This is a genomic window from Ignavibacteriota bacterium, from assembly GCA_016708125.1.
In the GTDB taxonomy this organism is placed as follows: domain Bacteria; phylum Bacteroidota; class Ignavibacteria; order Ignavibacteriales; family Melioribacteraceae.
The window spans coordinates 4,297,608-4,318,255 of sequence record JADJGF010000001.1 but is presented as its reverse complement, the minus strand read 5'-3'; the positions used below and the strand labels follow the sequence as shown (position 1 = coordinate 4,318,255).

Below are 20,648 nucleotides of genomic sequence, written 5' to 3'. Positions count from 1 at the left end.
ATTTGTTTTAAGCATATTGTTTAGTGGCATAGTTTGTGTGTTAATATTTTATTCTGCAAACTAAAGGGAACGGGGCCCCTTGAGCGGCAATCTCAATACTTTTGATAATTTAATTCTTTTAACTTATTTCCTAATCGTATTAGGAATTGGTCTGTTTTTTGGCAGATCTAAAGGAAATTCTATATCCCAATATTTCCTTGCCGGTAAAAATTTAAATTGGATAGTAATCGGCACATCATTATTTGCAACAAATATTTCCAGTGAACATTTTGTTGGTTTAGCCGGAGCCGGTTCAATTCACGGATTATCCGTTGGTTATTTTGAGTGGCTTGCAGTTATAATTCTTTTCTTACTCGGCTGGTTATTTGCCCCAATTTTTCTTAGATCAAATATTTTTACGGTACCGCAATTTTTTGGAAAAAGATTTGATAATAGTAGTAGATTGTATCTAACAATTGTTTCAATTCTTACTTATATTTTTACAAAAATTGGAGTTACACTTTTAGCCGGAACTTTTGTTCTAAAAGAAGTTTTGGGCTGGGATATGTTTACATCTACAATAATTATTGTCTTTATAACCGGATTATATACTGTTATCGGAGGATTAACTTCTGTTGCATTTACTCAGGTTTTTCAGGCAATTATTTTAATACTTGGCGCGGTATTACTTTCAGCATTTGGATTGATTGAAGTTGGCGGATTCAGTGAGCTTGCAGCTAAACTCCCATCTGATTATTTTAGTTTATTTAAATCAACTTCAGATCCAAATGTACCTTGGTTAGGAATTTTAATTGGAGCGCCAATAATTGGAATTTGGTATTGGTGTGCAGATCAATATATTGTGCAAAGAGTTCTCGCCGCTAAAGGAATTGAAGAAGCAAAAAAAGGTACAATGCTTGCAGCATTTTTTAAAATTTTCCCAATTTTCTTTTTAATATTTCCGGGAATGATAGCTGCGGTTTTATATCCGGATGTAAAAGGTGATTTCGCATATTCAATGCTTTTATCAGGAAATTTATTACCTGTGGGAATTAAAGGATTGGTAATTGCCGGATTTTTTGCTGCTTTAATGTCATCGTTGGCAAGTTCTTTTAATAGTGCCGCAGCCTTAGTCTCGTTAGATATTTATCAAATATTTAGAAAAAATTACAGTGAAAGGGAATTGGTTTTAGTCGGAAGACTGGCTACGATGTTTTTTGTAATTTTAGCAATAGCAATTGTTCCATTTACAAAGTTGATAAATATTCACATTTATTTATTCTTGCAGTCAATCCAATCATTTATTGCTCCTCCAATCGTAAGTGTATTATTAATTGGTATATTTTGGAAAAAAGCAAGCAGCTTAGGCGCAATTTGGACTTTAATAATTGGCGGATTTATAGGATTTATGAAAATTTTAGTTACAATTTTAGATCCGCAGACCGTATCAAAATTTGAAATTCTCGTTTACTTAAATAGCATTAATTTTCTGCATTTTGCTTTTATATTATTTTTTATAAGTTCAGCAATAATGATTGGAATAAGTTTACTTAAAATTAATATTGTAGATAATTCCGAATCTTTGCAAAAACTAACAATTAGTGTAAGTGATTTAAAAACTAATTTTGCAACTAATTCATATAGTAGGATTTTAAAAGAAAAATAAATAATTTTTTGTTACAAATAACTGCTGGTTAAAGTAAAATCTTTAATTGGTGATATTAAATCAAACAAAGGAGGCAACACATGAAGAAACTTTTCTCGTTATTAATCATTTTGTTGTTATCATCTGCTTTGAATGCCCAATGGGTAGTTGAATCATTTGATAATGCAGTAAAACCCAATACAAGTATTGGTACAAACTGGGCAGATACTGCAATTACAAATACTAATTTTTACACAAATGGTCCAACTGCATATACAGATCTTTTTAATAGTGCAGATGCAAAAGTTGGTACCGGTTCTATGTTAGTTAAGTATAGAATAGAAGCATTTGATGGTTGGGGCGGTTATACAGTTAGAACTAATTACCATGAAACAGATATTGCTTCTGTTCCTTATCTTGATTTATCATCCGGAACAGAATTAAGTGTTTGGGTTAAAGTTACTGTTCCTGCTGATACATCACAGGGTGGCAGTGTATTTATGGAATTCAAATTAGCCGAATTCGATAACGAAAATCAAAGAGAATATTATTATTATCATGTCCCCATTGATTTCTTTGATCAATCAGGCGAATGGGTAAATGTAAAAATGCCATTAGTTCAGACTTCAGATAATACAACAGGTTTCGCTGTTCAAAGCGGCGGCGTTGATGATATCTTACAGTTTGATAGAGTAAAAGGCTTTGAAATGGCTATGGTTTATATAACCGGCGGAAATCAAGATAATCCACCTTCCGCAGTTGGTGAATTCCAAATGGATAATCTTCAATTAATTGGTCAACGTTATGGCGCAATTGAATCTTTTGATAATTCTGCATCAACTTGGGGTGTTGACGAAATGTCTTGGAATGCAATTCCAGGCGATGTTACTCTTACAGATGAAAATACTGATTTTGTCGAAGGTACAGGTGCTTTAAAAATGGATTTCACTTTAAGCGCTCCAGAAGTTTGGGGTGGTTTTGTCGCAATTGATAAAGAAGTAACTGTTCATGATAGTATGGCAGAAAGAACAGCTTTAGTTCTTTATATGAAAAATTTAGTTGCAATGGCTACAGATTCTGCAAGAGGGTTTATGCGTGTTTTCGTTTTTGAAAATGACAATGAAACTGCTGCTACTGAAGAATGGATCATTGATCCGGGTATTGATTTAAGTGTTGTTACGGACTGGACTCATTATCATTTACCTCTTGTAAGAAAAGATATGGGAGTTAATGATAGATTCCCTCCTAAAGATGGTTTTGCTCTTAAAAATGGCGCTGGAGACGGTTCACTAAATCCTGCTGCAATTTTTAAAATTAGAATAGAACCATTTGGCAGAGGAACTGAAGATGGTTATTCAGGTGCTTTATTAGCTCAAGGTTCTTTGTTAATAGATGTTATGCAAACATCAGGTTTCCAAATTGCTGATTTTATTGCTCCAGAAGCTCCTGCTGTTGCTGTTGTTGAAGGAACTTATTCAAACTTAGTTACTTGGACAGATGTTCCTCATGAATCCGGCGAAAAATATAATGTTTATGCAAGCGAAAGCCCGATCACCGATGTTACAGCTGCCGGTGTTGAAAGAATTGGAACCGGAATTGCAGAAAACGTTCAAGTTGTTGAGCACCCAATTATTTCAGGAAGAATTGATAGAGAAAAAACATTTTATTATGCAGTTGTATGTTATGATGCTAAACCAAATTATAGTCTTCCAGGTGTTACTGGCCCAATCACAAATTTGGCAAAAGGTATTCCGGTAGTTTCTACTAATCCACCTGCATTTGTAGCTGATGGTGATCTTACAGAATGGTCTGGAGTTACGCCTTTCAGCATAAAATTATCAGATGGTACAGCTCATCCTGTACTTACTGTTACCGATGATGCAGATTGTTCAGCAGACTGCTATGTTGCTTTAGATGCCGATTATTTATACGTAGCAATGGAAATTACCGATGATGTTGTTAATCATGATCCTGCATTACAATCTTATGAAAATGATGCACCGGATTTGTTTATTGGATTATATAATTTGACAGATTCACACGTTGGTTATTTACACGGAGCAACTCCAGATTACCATTTAAGATTCGGTAAATTCCTTGCAAGAAATGATCAAAATGATTCTGCTTTTGATTCATTGCTTGTTGCCGGAACAGAAAATTATGCATGGGTTGAAAGAGCATTCCCTTCAGGTTACACACTTGAAGCTAAAATTTCTTTAGTAGATTTAGCAACAAAGAGAAATCTTGAAACAGCAATTGTTGATGAGCCAATTACATGGGAAGCTGGTTACAAAGTTCCTTTTGATTTTGGCGTAAACGATAATGATGGTGCATTAAGAGAAGGAATGATTTTCTACTCAGCTAAAAATGGTGATCAAGGCTGGCAAAATGTTTCAGTTTGGGCTCATACATGGATTGAAGACGAAATTGTTGGTGTTGAAGAAATTCCAATGGTTTCAAGCAAATATAGTTTAGATCAAAATTATCCAAACCCATTTAACCCAAGTACCAAAATTACGTACACAATTGAAAAACCAGGTGTTGTAAAAATAAAAGTATTCGATGTTCTTGGAAGACAAGTTGCAGAATTATTAAATCAACAACAAAATACTGGTTCTTATGAAGTTGATTTTAACGGTTCAGATTTATCTTCAGGGTTATATTTCTATTCTATTGAAACAGGTTCATTCAAAGCTACAAAGAAAATGATGTTATTGAAGTAAGAAAATAATTAGTTGGGCAGTTTTAATTAGCTGCCCAACTTTAAATTTTGAGTTAACAAAAACGATATTTAAAATTTTGGAAAAACTATGAGAATAGATTTTCGATGTATAAGAATTATTTATAAATCACTTTTTATTAGTATTATATTTTTTGCCGGACTTTTAAATGCCGGTACAACAGGAAAACTATCCGGTAAAATTTTAGATAAAGATACGGGCGAACCCGTAATCGGTGCAAATATTTTACTTGAAGGTACTTTTCTAGGTGCAGCCGCTGATATAGAAGGTGATTACTATATTAACAATATTCCTCCGGGAAAATATACCGTAATTGTAAGTGCGGTAGGATATCACAAAACAAGAATTGAAAATGTTGGTATCCGAATTGACCTTACTACCAATCTTGATATTTCTTTAGTTTCCGAATCAATTAAAATTGACGAAATCGTTATTCAAGCCGAAGCACCGATGATAACTAAAGATTTAACTTCTACTTCCGCAATTGTTACATCAGAAGATATTAAAATGATGCCGGTTGAAAACATTGGGCAAATTATCAATTTACAAGCCGGTGTTATTGATGGACATTTTAGAGGCGGCAGATCAAATGAAGTTGCATACTTAGTAGATGGTATTCCTGTAAACGATGTTTACAATGGTCAAAACGCATTACAAGTTGAAAACAATTCCGTAAGAGAATTAGAAGTTATCAGTGGTACTTTTAATGCGGAATACGGTAAAGCTTTATCCGGTGTTGTTAATATTGTAACCAAAGACGGTTCTTCTTTCTATGAAGGTTTTGCGTCTGCATACGTGGGCGGTTATTTCACAAATCATACGGATATTTTTTATAATTTGAATAAGGTTGACTTATCCGGTCCTAAAGATATTCAGTTTAGTCTAAGCGGACCAACGAAACTTGCCGATGGATTAAACTTTTTTATGACCGGCAGATATTTCAAAAATGACGGATACATGTATGGAAAAAGAGTTTATAATATAGAAGATGTTGCACCGTTTATCTTTGATCCAAATGATCCGGAAGGTTTTTTTAATATTTATTCAGGTGATGGGAAATATGTTCCGATGAATCCCGAAGAAAATAAATCATTTAATGGAAAAATATCCTATGGTTTGGAAAATTGGAAATTCAGTTACAGTTTTTACTGGGATGATCATTGGAATAAATATTACAGCCATGATTACAGATTAGCTCCGGATGGATTGAAAAATCATTACAGAACCAATACGAGCAATAATGTTCAAATATCATTTTATCCAACACAAGATATTTTTGCAACTTTAAAATTAGCATCAAATTTTAATAGATATAGCGGATATCTACACGAAAATGAATATGATTCAACTTATGTTGATCCAACATTGTCATCTACGCAATCTTCATATACTTTTAGACATGGCGGAAACGAAACAGATAGATATAATAGATTTACTTATACAAATACGGCAATTTTTGCATTGGAATCTCAAGTAACGAAACAGCATAAAGTAAAATTTGGTGCTGAGTTCACACAATATAAATTATTTTATCACTGGAAAGATATTAGAAATCAAACTGAAAGTGCACCGCCAGATTCAATTACGGGTTTACCAGTTTATACAATTGGTTACAATAACGTAGGAACCCAATATAATGAAAAATATCAGCGAAGACCATTTGAATTCTCTGCGTATATTCAGGATAAAATGGAATATGATATAATGATTATCAATGCCGGTATAAGATTAGACTATTTTAATGCAAATGATTCGTTACCGGTTGATTTACAAAATCCAAGGAATAATCCGTTGTTTTATGAAACAACTTTAGAAAAATATGGCAAACTCGGAAAAACAAGTTCAGAACCAGAATTTCAAATTAGTCCAAGATTAGGAGTTTCTTTCCCAATTTCGGATCAGGGTGCAATACATTTTTCATACGGGCATTTTTTCCAAATACCAACATTTGATGTACTTTATACAAATGGAGCGTATGTAATTGTTGAAGGAGCCTTAAGTTCAATTATTGGAAATCCTGAGTTGAAAGCTCAAAAAACGGTGAAATATGAGCTTGGTGTTCAGCAGGTAATTTTCCCAAATGTTTCTATTGATGCTTCAATTTATTATAGCGATATAACCAACCTTTTAGGAACAGAAGTAATAAAAACTTATGACGGCGATCTTTATGGCCGTTATTATAATAGAGATTATGGAAATGTTAGAGGTTTAGTTCTTACTTTAGATAAACGTTATGCCGATATGTTCAGTGCAAAAATTGATTATACATATCAAGTTGCACAGGGAAATGCATCGGATCCTTTAACAAATTTTTATAACCAACAGACATTTCCGCCAAGAGAAACAAATAAAAAAGTTGTTCCTTTAAATTGGGATCAGAACCATACACTTAATGCATCAGTAACTATTGGTGATCAAAAAGATTGGACTGTTGGATTAATTTTTAATTATGGTTCCGGAATGCCATATACCGAAGATGCTAGATATACTCAAAAATTGCGTTTTGAAAATAATGGTAGAAAACCAACCATCTTAAATTTAGATCTAAAAGCAACCAAAACTTTAGAAATTTCGGGATTATTATTTAATACGTATTTACTTGTATATAATATATTTGATATTAAAAATGAATATGGAATTAATGCATCGACTGGAAGAGCCGGAGTTGATTTAGGTGCTGAAGATTATACAGGAATAATTTATGGATTAAACACGATAGAAGAATATTTACTAAATCCTAACGATTACTCAGCTCCAAGGCAAGTAAGAATCGGATTTAGCGTTGGTTTTTAATTATAAGGAGTCTGGAATGTTTAGATGGAAATTTTATTTTTTAATCATATTTGTTTCATCAAGTTTTGTTCTTGGGCAATCAGCTGATCAACAATATGATAATTACAGAAACGAACCGCTCGGAAATAAATTATATAAGAAAAGAGGTGTACTCCAGGGAAATTTGGTTCGTTCGGTTTTTGAAAATACTGGCGAACTTGGCTATTGGGTTGATGGTGCTGCAATTACAAATTCTGGTGAATGGCCTAAAGGAAGTCAACATAGTTATATTGACGGTTGTACTCCAATTGTTACTGCAAGAGCGATTGCTCCTGGTAATAATAATGTAATTACCCCGGCGGAAGGTGCATATAGAGAAGAAGTTGATAAAGATCCGGTTACAAATGAGGAATGGGTAACAAGGCCGGTTCCGGGATATGTTGCTCCATCAAGCGAATCTCCTGCAGTCAGTACAAATACAGCAACATGGCCTATAAATTGGCCTCGAGCACTTCCTTTGGTTGATGATTCTTGGGATGGCTTTTGGTACGGATATTTTGGCAAAAAATCAAATGCCGATGAAGAAACATTTTATGTAATCGATGATTCTAAAGATCGCGAATTTACGCGACCACCATACTCTTACTTCCCGGTAGCTTCAATGCCGGATAGAGGGGGATTAGGTCTTAGAATCGAAATTAGAGGTTTACAATGGGTAAACGTTTTGGCAGAAGATATTATTTTCTGGCATTATGATATTTACAATCTTGCTGATGCGGGATATGATTCAACATATTTCGGTTTTTATTGTGATACAGGTGTCGGTGGATATTACGATGCAAATACCGGAGATTTTGCATCTTACGATAAAACACTTGATATTGCTTATGCATATAACGATCCTCCAATGGGCGGACCACTTTCTGCCAGATATAAAACAGGTGTTATTGGATATGCTTTTTTACAAAGTCCAGGAAGAATAGGAAATAATATTGATGATGATGAAGACGGAATGATTGATGAAGACATGAATGATGGTATTGATAATAATAATGATTGGCTACCGTTTGAAGATATAAATGGTAATGGAGTTTGGGATGCCGATGCAAAAGAGCCATTAAGAAATGATGTTGGAAAAGACGGATTAGGTCCATTCGATCTTGAATATGAAGCTCCAGATCAAGGTGAAGGTGACGGATTACCAACTACAGGTGAACCTAATTTTGATACGACTGATAAAGATGAATCAGATCAAATTGGTTTAACAAGTTTAGCAATTCAAAGATTAGCCAGTAAAGGTAATAAAGATATTTGGCTTAAGAATGACGATGTAATTTATTCAAAGTTCCAAGTTAGTACATTTGATACAGTATTGGAAAACGCAAATATTCAAATACTTTTTGGTTCGGGAGCTTTTCCATTAGGCCGAAATGACAATGAAAGATTTTCTGTAGCATTAGCTTTTGGCGATGATCTTGCAGACCTTGTTTTTAATAAAGAAACAGTTCAACAAATTTATAATGCTGATTACAATTTTTCTCGTCCACCGAATAAGCCGACTCTTAAAGCAGTCCCTGGAGATGGACAAGTATCTCTTTTCTGGAATGATGTTGCTGAAAAATCATACGATCCGTTTTTAGGCAACAAAATGGATTTCGAAGGGTACTTAATTTTAAGAAGTAAAGAACCGGAATTTCAAGATGTTAAAGTTATAACTGATTCAAAAGGAAGTGCGAAATACTATAAACCAATTGTCCAGTATGATCTTAATGATGGAATTAAAGGACCTGATCCGGTTGGTGTAAACGGTGCACATTTTTGGAGAGGTGACGATACCGGATTGCAGCATTCATTTATAGATAAAGATGTTGTTAATGGTCAAGTTTACTATTATGCTTGTGTTGCTTACGACATGGGTGATCCTGAAAAAGGTACAAAAGGTTTAATTCCTACAGAAACTACAAAAATTATTGAAGCTGATGAAGCGGGAAATATTACAAGGATAGATATTAATTGCGCAATGGTAACTCCGAATGCACCAGCGGTTGGATATAATCCTTCAGCAGTAGTTGGATTGTCTGATCCTCAAGGTTTGGGAACAGGATCTTTGGGAATTACAGTAATTAATGGAGAAGATGTAAAAGACGGAGCAAATTATAAAGTTAATTTTGTTTCATCAACAGAGAATATTTTACCGGGAAGTAAAACAAATTATAGAACTACAAATTATTATGTTACTAGAGACTTAAATGGAGTAGTTGATACATTAAGTGAAGCTGCTTCTGATTCTTCAACTTTTGGTACCGGCTTGCTCGGAACTCCATTTGACGGTATTGCTTTAAATGTAATAAATTATGATACACTTGCTGTTAATTCAAATTTAACGGGCTGGGTAAGAGGGTTCAGCAATTATAACCTGCATGCTGTTCCGGATACTGGTTTAATTAAATCTAAAACAAATGATTTAAGAATTCCGGCTGATTATCAATTGGAATTTGTACCAATGGGCTCTGTTACAACTACTTATACAAAAATTCCAATCAATTTTATTGCAAAAAATATTACTCGAGGCGATACAGTTGAAGTAGAACTTTTTGATTTAAATAAGACTAAACAATTAGATATAGGCGATGTTATTATTTTACTTGAAAAAGTTAATAATAAATTAGTTTATGCATGGAAAATTAAATGGGAAGGCCCAATTAGTGCACCATTTCCTTCTCCGCCGGTAACTGGAGATATTTTTCAATTATCAATAAATAAACCATTTGCTACGGGTGATTATTTTACATTTACATCAAAATCAGCACGAGTTGATTTGGATAGTGCAAAAAACAAATTGGATAATGTTAGTGTTGTTCCTAACCCTTACATTGTTACAAATAAATGGGAAAAAAGAACAATTGCCGAATCTGGAAGAGGCGAACGAAGGATAGATTTTATCAACTTGCCTTCAAAATGTACAGTAAGAATATACACAATTACCGGAGCATTGATTAAAACTCTTTATAAAGATTCTTCCCCTACAGACGGATCTTTAACATGGAATCTTGTAACTGATGACGGAATGGATATAGCGTACGGAGTTTATATATATCACTTAGATTCACCTGGTGTAGGAGAAAAAATTGGCAAATTTGCAGTCATTAAATAAGCGTAGAGATTGAAAATGAAAAATAAAATATTAGTAGTTTTTACTTTAATCATACTTGCTAATTCAAATTTATTTCCGCAAGGATTTGTAAGTGATGTTTCAAAAAGAGGTACAACTGCGGCTCCATTTTTATCAATCAGTCAAGGTTCAAGATCAATGGGAATGGGAAGCGCATTTGTTGCAGTAGCTGATGATCCAAGTGCACTTTATTGGAATCCGGCTGGAATTACAAAAGTCGAAGGCGCAAGTTTTATTGTGGATCATACTCAATGGATTGCGGATGTAAAATATGATTTTATTGGGCTGACTTATAACTTAGGTTCACTTGGAGCAATTGGATTAAGCTTTACTACATCAGATATTGGTGATATGAAAGTTACAACAATTGATGATCCAAATGGAACGGGTGAAACCTTCAGCGCAACTGATATAGCGTTCAGTGTTGCTTGGGCTATTCAGCTAACCGATAATTTTTCAATTGGATTTAATCCTAAATTTGTGCAGCAGAGTATTTGGAAAATGTCAGCCTCAGCAATAGCAATAGATATGGGAGTTCAATATGTAACTCCATTTGATGGAATGCTGCTTGCAATGGCAATTTCTAATTTTGGAACTAAAATGCAATTGCAGGGAAACTCAGCATTAATAGTTTTTGATCCGGATGAAGAAAACTCCGGAAATAATGGAAACATTCCCGCATATCTTCAAACAGATGAATGGGATTTACCGTTAAACTTTAGAGTTGGTGTTGCTTATGATCCGATAAAGATTGACAATCACGAACTGTTAATTGCTTTAGATGCATTGCATGTAAGCGATAATTATGAAAGTATCAATCTTGGAATGGAATATGTATTTAACGATTTATTTGCTTTGAGAGGCGGATATAAATCATTGTTCCTAGATGAATCGGAAGAATCATTTTCTCTCGGTGCCGGAATTAAGCAATATTTATTGGGAAATGTTTCTTTAGGATTTGATTATGCTTATCAAAATTTTGGCAGATTAAGTAATGTTCAAAAGTTTACATTAACAATCACTTTTTAAATTGATCGGAAAATTATAAGCGAAAAATGAAACTAACTATAAAGATTATCTTACTTATTTTTATGTGTCAATCGTATTTACTTTCTAAAGATTATAAGGGAGCTGAATATAGAACTAAAGAAGCTTATCTTTATGGAAGATTTGAAGCAAATTATAAATTACAACAGAAGGATGGAATTTTAGCATCCTTCTTCACTTATTTCACCGGAACAGATTCAATTCCTTGGACTACCGGAAAATGGAACGAAATTGATGTTGAAATATTGGGCAGATACAATAACAATATTCAGTTTAACACAATAACGGTTGGACAAACAAATCATGTTAGATCTAACTTTGTGAATTTTGATCCAACGGAAGATTATCATACTTACGGATTTGAATGGACTCCGGAATATGTAGCTTGGTTTATCGATGATCAAGAAGTTTACAGGCAAACCGGAAGTCACATTTCAACATTAATTTATGCTCAAAAAATTATGATGAACATATGGAATCCGATTTATGAAGATTGGGTTGGAGTTTTTAAGCCGGAAGTTCTTCCGGTTTTTGCCCATTATGATTGGGTGAAATATTATTCATACACGCCCGGAAATGGTGATTCTGGTTCAGAAAATAATTTTACATTTCAATGGTTAGATAATTTTGATAATTTTGATGAAACAAAATGGGATAAGGCAACTCACACTTGGGATGGAAATGGCTGTGATTTTATTAAAGAAAACGCTGTTTTTAATGATGGGAAATTAGTTTTATGTTTAACTGATGAAACGCATGTTGGTTATTCTGATACAACTCCTCCTACAATTTTAGAAATTAGAGCACTAAAAAATACCATAGATTTATATTTCTCGGAACAAATAAATAAACAATCAGCTGAAAATAAATCAAGTTATACAATTGTAAACGTTACAATAGAAAAAGCTGAACTTCTTGAAAATCAAAAAACTGTCCGTTTAACTGTCTCTGATCTTGATTCAACAAAAACCTACAATATTATTGCACTTAACATAAAAGATTTGGTTGCAACTCCCAATACAATGGCTGGAAAATTGTCGACTTTTTCCGTAACAAAAGAACTTCAATTCCCAATTAAAATTAATGTTGGCGGTGATGAACAAATAGGATTTATTGCTGATCAAGAATGGGATTTAAGTAAAGAATATGGTTTTACAGAAGGTTATCAATCACAAGTTACTGCTTCAATAGGTCTTACAGATTTGGATCAAATTTATCGAACAGAAAGAAATGGTTTAGTTAGTTATAAAATTAGAGTCCCAAATGGAAGTTATAATATAAATCTGATGTTTGCAGAAAAATATTTTGATACAATTGGGAAGAGAGTTTTTGATGTTCATGTAGAAGGAGTTTTGATAGAAAATAATTTGGATATTTTAAGTCATGTACCAAAAAATGCAGCGTATGAAATTAAAGTTGAAAATGTTGAAGTAATCGATGAAATTTTAGAATTCAATTTTAGTGCGGAATTAGATAGAGCAGTTTTAAGCGGAATTGTAATTGAAAAAATTGCTACAAAAATTGATGATGAGAAAATTTATAAAAAAAGTTCATCTTATAAATTAAATCAAAATTATCCAAATCCGTTTAACGGTGCTACGCATATTCAATTCCAGCTTCCCAAAACGGAAAATGTTTTTGTGAAAATTTATGATGTAATTGGAAATGAAATTTACTCGAAAGAATTAATAAATCTTTCAATGGGGCAGCATCAGTTTTTATGGAATGCTATAAATAATAATGGTGATTCGGTGAATTCCGGAGTTTATATTATCAATTTAATTACTGAAAATTCAAAACTTTCAAAAAAAATGGTTTATCTTAAATAAAAATGTTTGTCATGTTAAATGATTTTTTCCCAACCAATATTTTAAATGACTCACACAATAAATTTTACAAAACTTATTCAATAATAATTGAGACAAATTGATGAAAAAAAATAATTTCCTTTCTATACTCATATTTTCTATTATGGCTCTTTCTTGTTCTAACAATACTGATGTAATTAAAAATGCTGAAGTTGGTGTTGATGAAAAAGTTAAAGAATTATTAAGCAAAATGACACTTGAAGAAAAAATTGGTCAAATGACACAAGTTGATCAAAATGCGCTTGTTGATTATAACGATATTACAAAATATGCAATCGGTTCAGTTCTTTGGGGAGGAAATTCCGAAATAGCTGATATTTCTGCCGGCGGATGGACAAAAATGGCAGATACATTAATTGGTTTTTCACTTAAAACAAGGTTAGGAATCCCAATTCTATTAGGGATTGACGCTGTTCATGGGCACAATAATGTAAACAATGCCGTAATTTTTCCACACAATATTGGGTTAGGATGCACAAGAAATCCTGAGTTAGTTGAAGAAGTTGCAAAAGTTGCAGCACAAGAAATTTCAGCTACAAAAATTCATTGGACTTTTGCGCCATGTGTTGCAGTTGTTAGAGATGAAAGATGGGGAAGAACTTACGAAAGTTTTAGTGAAAATCCTGAACTTGTTGCTCAGCTTGGCGCTGCCGCAGTTAAAGGATTTGAAAATGGAAATTTAGCTTCACCGGAAGCAGTTCTTTCTTGTACAAAACATTATATGGGTGATGGAGGAACTACAAACGGTAAAGATCAAGGTAATGCTGAATATGATGAACAATCTTTAAGAAAAATTCATTTACCCGGATATATTTCTGCAATGAAAGAGAAAACAGCAACCATTATGATTTCTTACAGCAGTTGGAACGGTGAAAAAATGCATGGGCACAAATATTTAATTACAGATTTGCTGAAAGGTGAATTGAAATATGAGGGATTTATTGTTTCTGATTGGGCAGCAATTGATCAATTAGAAGGTGATTATAAAAGCGATATTGAAAAATCAATCAATGCCGGATTGGATATGATTATGATTCCTAATGGTCCAGCTTTACAAGGAAAAGTTGGAGTTAATGGTCAGCCAATAAATACTTATTTTGACTTTATCAAAAATTTAAAGGAATTAGTTGCAGAAGGTAAAGTTCCTCTTACCAGAATTGATGATGCAGTAAGCAGAATCTTGAAAGCTAAATTTAATTTTGATTTGTTTAATAAAGTTAAAATTGAAAATAATTTATCTGCAAAAGTTGGATCAAAAGAAAATAGAGAAGTTGGTAGAAAAGCTGTTCAGCAATCCTTAGTTTTATTAAAAAATGAAAATAATATTTTACCAATTTCTAAAGAAGTTAAAAATATTTTAGTTTCCGGAAGAGGTGCAGATAATGTTGGAATGCAATGCGGCGGCTGGACAATCTCTTGGCAAGGAAATAATGGTGAAGTTGTAAAAGGCGGAACAAGTATTTTAAATGCAGTAAAAAATTCTGTTAGTAAAAATACAAATGTTATTACTTCATTAGATGGAAGCAATGCTGAAAATGCTGATGTTATAATTGTTGTTGTTGGAGAAAATCCTTATGCAGAAGGCTTTGGAGACGATCAAGATTTAACTCTTAGTGAAGAAGATATTAAAACAATTAGTAAAGTAAAGGAATCAAATAAACCATTTGTTGTAATTTTACTTTCGGGCAGACCAATGATAATTAACAATGAATTAGAAAAAGCAAATGCATTTGTCGCAGCTTGGCTTCCCGGTTCAGAAGGACAAGGAATTGCTGACGTACTTTTTGGTGATGTTGATTTTAGCGGAAAATTATCTTTTACTTGGCCTAAAAATATTGAACAAATACCAATTAATGTAGGTGATGAAAATTACGATCCATTATTCCCATATGGATATGGATTAACTTATAAAAAATGATAATAGAATTTAAAATTTAAGGAGAACACATATTGAACTTTAATAGTCTCGATTATATCATTTTTGGAATTTACATAATTGGTATTGTTTCACTTGGACTTTTTGTATCAAGAAACAAGAAAGGTCATGAAAAAAATTCCAACGATTATTTTTTAGCCGGAAATACTTTAACATGGTGGGCAATTGGTTCATCACTAATTGCTGCAAATATTTCTGCAGAACAAATAATTGGAATGTCCGGTTCTGGATTTGCCGGCGGTTTAGCAATTGCATCTTATGAATGGATGGCAGCAATAACTTTGTTAATAGTCGGAAAATTCTTTTTACCGATTTTTATCGAAAAAAAGATTTACACAATTCCGGAATTTATTGAACATAGATTTAACACAACTCTAAAAACTATTCTTGCAATATTCTGGATATTTTTATTTGTATTTGTAAATCTAACAACTGTAATGTTTTTAGGCGCAAAAGCCTTAGATACAGTAATGGGAACGGGGGATGGTTCGTTGTTATTTCCGGCAATGATTGGACTTGGAGTTTTGGCTGCGGCATATTCGTTATATGGCGGACTTTCTGCAGTAGCTTGGACGGATGTTATTCAAGTAATTTTACTTATACTTGGCGGAATTATCACAACAATTATAGCGTTAGATTATGTTACACCGGAAGGCGGAATTGTAAATGGATTAAATCACATATATAATACAGCCGGTGATAAATTTCATATGATACTTTCAAAAGATAATCCGGAGTTTAATAATCTTCCGGGAATTGCAGTATTAATCGGCGGAATGTGGATTGCTAATTTATATTATTGGGGATTTAATCAATATATAATTCAGAGAACACTTGCAGCAAAATCATTAAGAGAAGCGCAAAAAGGAATTGCATTTGCGGCATTCTTAAAACTTATCATTCCTTTAATTGTTGTGGTTCCCGGAATAGTAGCATTTGTAATGTTTTCTCAACCGGAAGGAACAGCATTAGTTGAAGGTGTAAAAGATGCGTTTTTAAAAACAGACGGATCTGTAAATTATGATAAAGCATATCCTTGGTTGATAAGTACATTTGTTCCAAGTGGATTAAAAGGAGTAGTTATAGCAGCATTAACAGCCGCAATTGTTTCATCACTTGCTTCAATGTTAAACTCAACTGCAACAATTTTTACAATGGATATTTATAAACCATACATAAAGAAAAATGCAAGTGAAAAAAATCTGGTAACAACCGGCAGAATTACAGCAGCAGTTGCATTGGTAATTGCATTATTAGTAGCTCCGTTCTTAAAAAGTTTACCGCAAGTATTTCAATACATACAAGAATATACGGGATTAGTAAGTCCGGGAATTTTAGCAGTTTCAATGTTGGGATTATTCTGGAAAAAAGTAACAACACGCGGAGCAATATGGGGAGCAATATTATCAATTCCGGTAGCTTTGGTTCTAAAAGTTCCGGCAATAGAATTACCGTTTATGGATCAAATGCTGTATACATTTCTAATAACAATTGTAATTGCGGCAATGATTAGTTTATCATCAAATCAATATGATGATGATCCCAAAGGATTTAATTTAACGGCAAAAATATTTAGCACAGATAAAACTTTTAATTTAGCTTCATATACAGTCTGTTTAGTCTTAGCACTTTTATATGCAATTTTTTGGTAATAAATAATGAAGAAAAAAATGATAACAATATTATACACTTTAATGATTTTTACTTTTTTCAATTGCAATGAATCCGGAAGTGAGCCTAAAGACGAAGAAAATATTCCGCAGATTGAAGGTTATAAATTAGTTTGGAATGATGAATTTAATAATACTCAAATTGATTTAAGCAAATGGGAATATGAAGTAAATGCGGATGGCGGCGGAAATAATGAACAACAATATTATACTGCACGAAAAGAGAATTCATTTATTGAAAATGAAAAACTTAAAATTGTTGCAATTGATGAAAAATATACCAGCACTGATGGAACAAGAAATTTTACTTCCGCAAGGTTAAGAAGTAAATATAAAGGTGATTGGAAATACGGCATAATTGAAGTTTATGCTAAAATTCCAACGGGAATAGGAACTTGGCCCGCAATTTGGATGCTCTCAACAGATTGGGAATATGGCGGCTGGCCTGAAAGCGGCGAAATTGATATTATGGAACACGTTGGCTATGATCCAAATGTAATTCATGGTTCTGTTCATACAAAAGCATATAATCACGTTATCGGAACTCAAAAAACTAATAAGTTAAAAATTCCAACAGCTATTTCTGATTTTCACAAATACTCTATAAATTGGAGTGAAGAAAAAATTGATTTTTTAATAGACGACCAAAAATATTTTTCTTTTTCAAATGAAAATAATGGTTGGGAAAAATGGCCGTTTGATAAAAGATTTCATTTAATCTTAAATGTAGCAGTCGGCGGCAATTGGGGCGGTGTTCAAGGAATTGATCCGGATGCATTTCCCGCAACAATGGAAATAGATTATGTAAGAGTTTATCAAAAAACTGCAAATTAGTTTTCAAATTATTTTTTCGAAAATAGTGAACTGAATTTTATTTGGTTCACTATTTTTTTATATGGTTATTTTGGTTGGGGGAACTTTTTGAAAAATAACTTCACATATTTTAAGTATTTAATTTTATTTATTTCACTTCAAATAAATTCTTATTCACAAAATCTTTTGTTAAATGAGGTAATGTCTTCAAACTCTAATTCTTATTTTGATGAATTTGGTGAAACTCCCGACTGGATTGAATTATTTAATAACGATGATGAAATTATTGATCTTGAAGGATATTCACTTTCTGATTCTAAAACTAATTTGCAGAAATGGATTTTCCCGGCAATTAAAATAAATATCAGTGAATATTTATTAATAAGTTCTTCGGGTAAAGATATAAAAACTCAATCTTCATCTTGGAAAACAATAATAAACAAAAGTGATTATTGGAAATATTTTCTTGGTACAAAAGAACCTCCAAGCGGATGGAAAGAAATTTCATTTAATGATTTTGGTTGGAGCTTGGGTAAAACCGGTATTGGATATGGTGATGATGACGATCAAACAATAATTGAAGAAGTTAATTCAGTTTATCTTAGAAAAACTTTTATTATAACTGATAAAAATAATGTTTCGGAAATTTTATTGAATATTGATTATGATGACGGTTTTGTTGCGTATTTAAATGGTGAAGAAATTGCTCGATCAAATTTAGGAACAAATGGAGAATATATTTCATTTGATAGATTTGCTGATAATACGATTGAAGCAAAATTATTTCAGAACCAGAAATTGGAATCTTTTTTTGTGCAAGATTTTGAGTCAATATTGATGGATGGAATAAATGTTTTATCTATTCAAGTAAATAATTTTGGAAGCTCATCGAGTGATCTTACAGCAATACCTTTTTTAACAATTGGATTAAAAATCAGCGAAGATGAGAACGATATTGCAGAAGAAATTACACATTCAATTCCAACTTTACATACAAATTTCAGTTTGGCAAATGGAGAGGAAACGCTTTACTTAAGTAATAATTTTGGTCAGATTATTGATTCCTTAAAATTATCACAAACTGATTCAGATATTTCTCTTGGAAGAAAAAATGGCGGAGATGAATTTTACTTTTTTAATCAGTCAACTCCGGGAACAGAAAATATTTACAATGGTTTTTTAGGACAATTAGAAACGCCAACTTTAACTTTCCCAGCTGGGTTTTATCAGAATGGAATTTCAATTAATTTAGAAAATCCAAATTCTCTTACAAAGACATTTTATTCCTTAGATGGCTCAGAACCGGACACAACTTCAAATCTATTTCCAAAGAATTTAATTATCACAAGTACAAAAGTTGTAAAAGTAAAATCATATCAGAACGGTTATCTTCCAAGTAAAACGGTTGCGCAGACTTATTTTATTGGCGTGAACGAATATTTGCCGGTTGTATCATTATCGACTGATCCTTATAATCTTTGGGATTATAATTACGGTATTTATGTCTTAGGGCCAAATGCAGAAAATGCGATTCCAAATTTTGGTGCAAATTTTTGGGAAGATTGGTCAAGACCAGTTTCATTTGAATATTTTGAACCTGAAAAAAATATTTCAATGCAGTGGAATTCTGATATTAAAATATATGGCGCATGGAGCAGAGCAAATCCGCAAAAATCTTTAGCAGTTTTTGCAAAAGGCAGTGAGAGTTTTAATTATAAATTTTTTCCAAATAGTTCAATTGATAATTTTGAATCAATTGTTTTAAGAAATTCCGGTAATGATTGGAATTCAACTTTGTTAAGAGATGGATTCATGCAAACAATTGCCGGTGATTTGGATATTGATATTTTATCATACACTCCGGCAGTGATGTATTTGAACGGTGAATATTGGGGAATTCATAATATTAGAGAAAAAGTAAATTTAAGTTATTTGTCATCGCACTACAATGTTGATAAAAATTCAATTGATTTATTGGAATTAGAAGGATTTGTAATTGACGGAAATAACGAAAGTTATATTGCAATGACGGAATTTCTCTATGAAAATAGTCTTGATGACAATGCTAATTATGAAATTATTAAAAACCAAATTGATATTCCAAGTTTTATCGATTACAATTTATTTCAAATTTATATTGCCAATACGGATTGGCCCGGAAACAATAATAAATTTTGGCGATCAAGAACTGAAAAGCCCAAATGGAGATGGCTTCTTTTTGATACGGATTTTGGTTTTGGATTTTTAAATGAATACGATTATCACCATAATACGTTAGAATATGCTACAGATGCATTTGGACCGGAGTGGCCTAATCCGCCTTGGGGAACTTTGATTTTGAGAAAACTTTTAGAAAATGATTTATTTAAAACTCAGTTTATTAATAGATTTTCCGATTTAAGCAATACAACTTTTACTGCTGAAAATGTTAATAATATTTTAAATTCTTTATCGAGTAAAATTGCTCCGGAAATCCCGGATCATATAGAAAGATGGAATACATTTGATTTATCAAATTGGGAATATAATATTACGGTGCTTAAAAATTTTGCTGATTTAAGAATTTCATATCTTAGGCAATTTTTTGAAAATTATTTTGGTTTCGATGGATTGCAAATTGTAGTTATTAGTAATGCAGATTTGAACGGCGGAAAGGTTTATCTAAATTCAATTTCTATTAATCAAAATACTTGGTACGGAAGTTATTTTAAAGGTTCTAAAATATTTATTAAAGCAAATCCTAATCCGGGCTATGAATTTATTGGATGGAACGGATCATCAAATTCCACAGAAGATAGTTTGGAAATAGAAGTAAATTCTTTGGTAGATCTTAAAGCAAATTTTCAAAAAAATCTAACTTTAAAGAAATTATAATTAATGAAATAAATTATAATTCAAATACAGATTTTGATACGGAAGATTGGATTGAAATTTTTAATAATTCAAATGAAGCAATTGATATTAGCGGATGGATTTTTAGTGATGAAAATGATACAAATCAATTT

Annotated in this window: 10 protein-coding genes; all 10 read left to right on the top strand. The window is 32.4% G+C overall.

What is annotated here, in order from left to right:
* Positions 1 to 79: 79 nt before the first annotated feature.
* The 10 genes from IPH62_18435 to IPH62_18390 all read left to right on the top strand — a co-directional run bounded on the left by IPH62_18435 (position 80) and on the right by IPH62_18390 (position 20,517).
* Positions 80 to 1,645, top strand: coding sequence for a sodium/solute symporter (locus IPH62_18435; GenBank protein ID MBK7107257.1), 1,566 nt, complete (start codon positions 80 to 82; stop codon positions 1,643 to 1,645).
* 80 nt (positions 1,646 to 1,725) lie between these two features.
* Positions 1,726 to 4,347 (top strand): T9SS type A sorting domain-containing protein, encoded by a 2,622-nt coding sequence (locus IPH62_18430; GenBank protein MBK7107256.1) that lies wholly within the window; start codon positions 1,726 to 1,728, stop codon positions 4,345 to 4,347.
* A gap of 87 nt (positions 4,348 to 4,434) precedes the next feature.
* Positions 4,435 to 7,158, top strand: a complete 2,724-nt coding sequence (locus tag IPH62_18425) for a TonB-dependent receptor (GenBank protein ID MBK7107255.1) — start codon at positions 4,435 to 4,437, stop codon at positions 7,156 to 7,158.
* Positions 7,159 to 7,174: 16 nt separating this feature from the next.
* Positions 7,175 to 10,291: a hypothetical protein gene (locus IPH62_18420; GenBank protein ID MBK7107254.1), complete on the top strand. Its 3,117-nt coding sequence runs from the start codon at positions 7,175 to 7,177 to the stop codon at positions 10,289 to 10,291.
* Between the two features lie 15 nt (positions 10,292 to 10,306).
* Positions 10,307 to 11,338 (top strand): PorV/PorQ family protein, encoded by a 1,032-nt coding sequence (locus IPH62_18415; protein ID MBK7107253.1) that lies wholly within the window; start codon positions 10,307 to 10,309, stop codon positions 11,336 to 11,338.
* A 26-nt stretch (positions 11,339 to 11,364) separates the two neighbouring features.
* On the top strand, positions 11,365 to 13,185 hold the full coding sequence (locus IPH62_18410) for a family 16 glycosylhydrolase (protein ID MBK7107252.1): 1,821 nt from the start codon (positions 11,365 to 11,367) through the stop codon (positions 13,183 to 13,185).
* Between the two features lie 100 nt (positions 13,186 to 13,285).
* Complete coding sequence (locus IPH62_18405; GenBank protein MBK7107251.1) at positions 13,286 to 15,142, top strand: glycoside hydrolase family 3 C-terminal domain-containing protein; 1,857 nt, start codon at positions 13,286 to 13,288, stop codon at positions 15,140 to 15,142.
* Positions 15,143 to 15,174: 32 nt separating this feature from the next.
* Entirely contained in the window at positions 15,175 to 16,812 is a 1,638-nt protein-coding gene (locus IPH62_18400) for a sodium/sugar symporter (protein ID MBK7107250.1), read from the top strand.
* Between the two features lie 18 nt (positions 16,813 to 16,830).
* Positions 16,831 to 17,664 carry a glycoside hydrolase family 16 protein gene (locus IPH62_18395; GenBank protein ID MBK7107249.1) on the top strand — a complete coding sequence of 278 codons (834 nt, stop codon included), beginning with the start codon at positions 16,831 to 16,833 and terminating at the stop codon, positions 17,662 to 17,664.
* Positions 17,665 to 17,751: 87 nt separating this feature from the next.
* The gene (locus IPH62_18390) at positions 17,752 to 20,517 is read left to right on the top strand and encodes a CotH kinase family protein (GenBank protein MBK7107248.1); all 2,766 of its coding nucleotides are present in this window, start codon (positions 17,752 to 17,754) and stop codon (positions 20,515 to 20,517) included.
* The last annotated feature ends 131 nt before the right edge of the window (positions 20,518 to 20,648 follow it).

Excerpts from the sequence above, each read along its gene's own strand:
- IPH62_18430 (MBK7107256.1), top strand. The coding sequence starts at position 1,726 with ATGAAGAAACTTTTCTCGTTATTAATCATTTTGTTGTTATCATCTGCT.
- IPH62_18410 (MBK7107252.1), top strand. The coding sequence starts at position 11,365 with ATGAAACTAACTATAAAGATTATCTTACTTATTTTTATGTGTCAATCG.
- IPH62_18425 (MBK7107255.1), top strand. The coding sequence starts at position 4,435 with ATGAGAATAGATTTTCGATGTATAAGAATTATTTATAAATCACTTTTT.
- IPH62_18415 (MBK7107253.1), top strand. The coding sequence starts at position 10,307 with ATGAAAAATAAAATATTAGTAGTTTTTACTTTAATCATACTTGCTAAT.
- IPH62_18420 (MBK7107254.1), top strand. The coding sequence starts at position 7,175 with ATGTTTAGATGGAAATTTTATTTTTTAATCATATTTGTTTCATCAAGT.
- IPH62_18405 (MBK7107251.1), top strand. The coding sequence starts at position 13,286 with ATGAAAAAAAATAATTTCCTTTCTATACTCATATTTTCTATTATGGCT.
- IPH62_18395 (MBK7107249.1), top strand. The coding sequence starts at position 16,831 with ATGATAACAATATTATACACTTTAATGATTTTTACTTTTTTCAATTGC.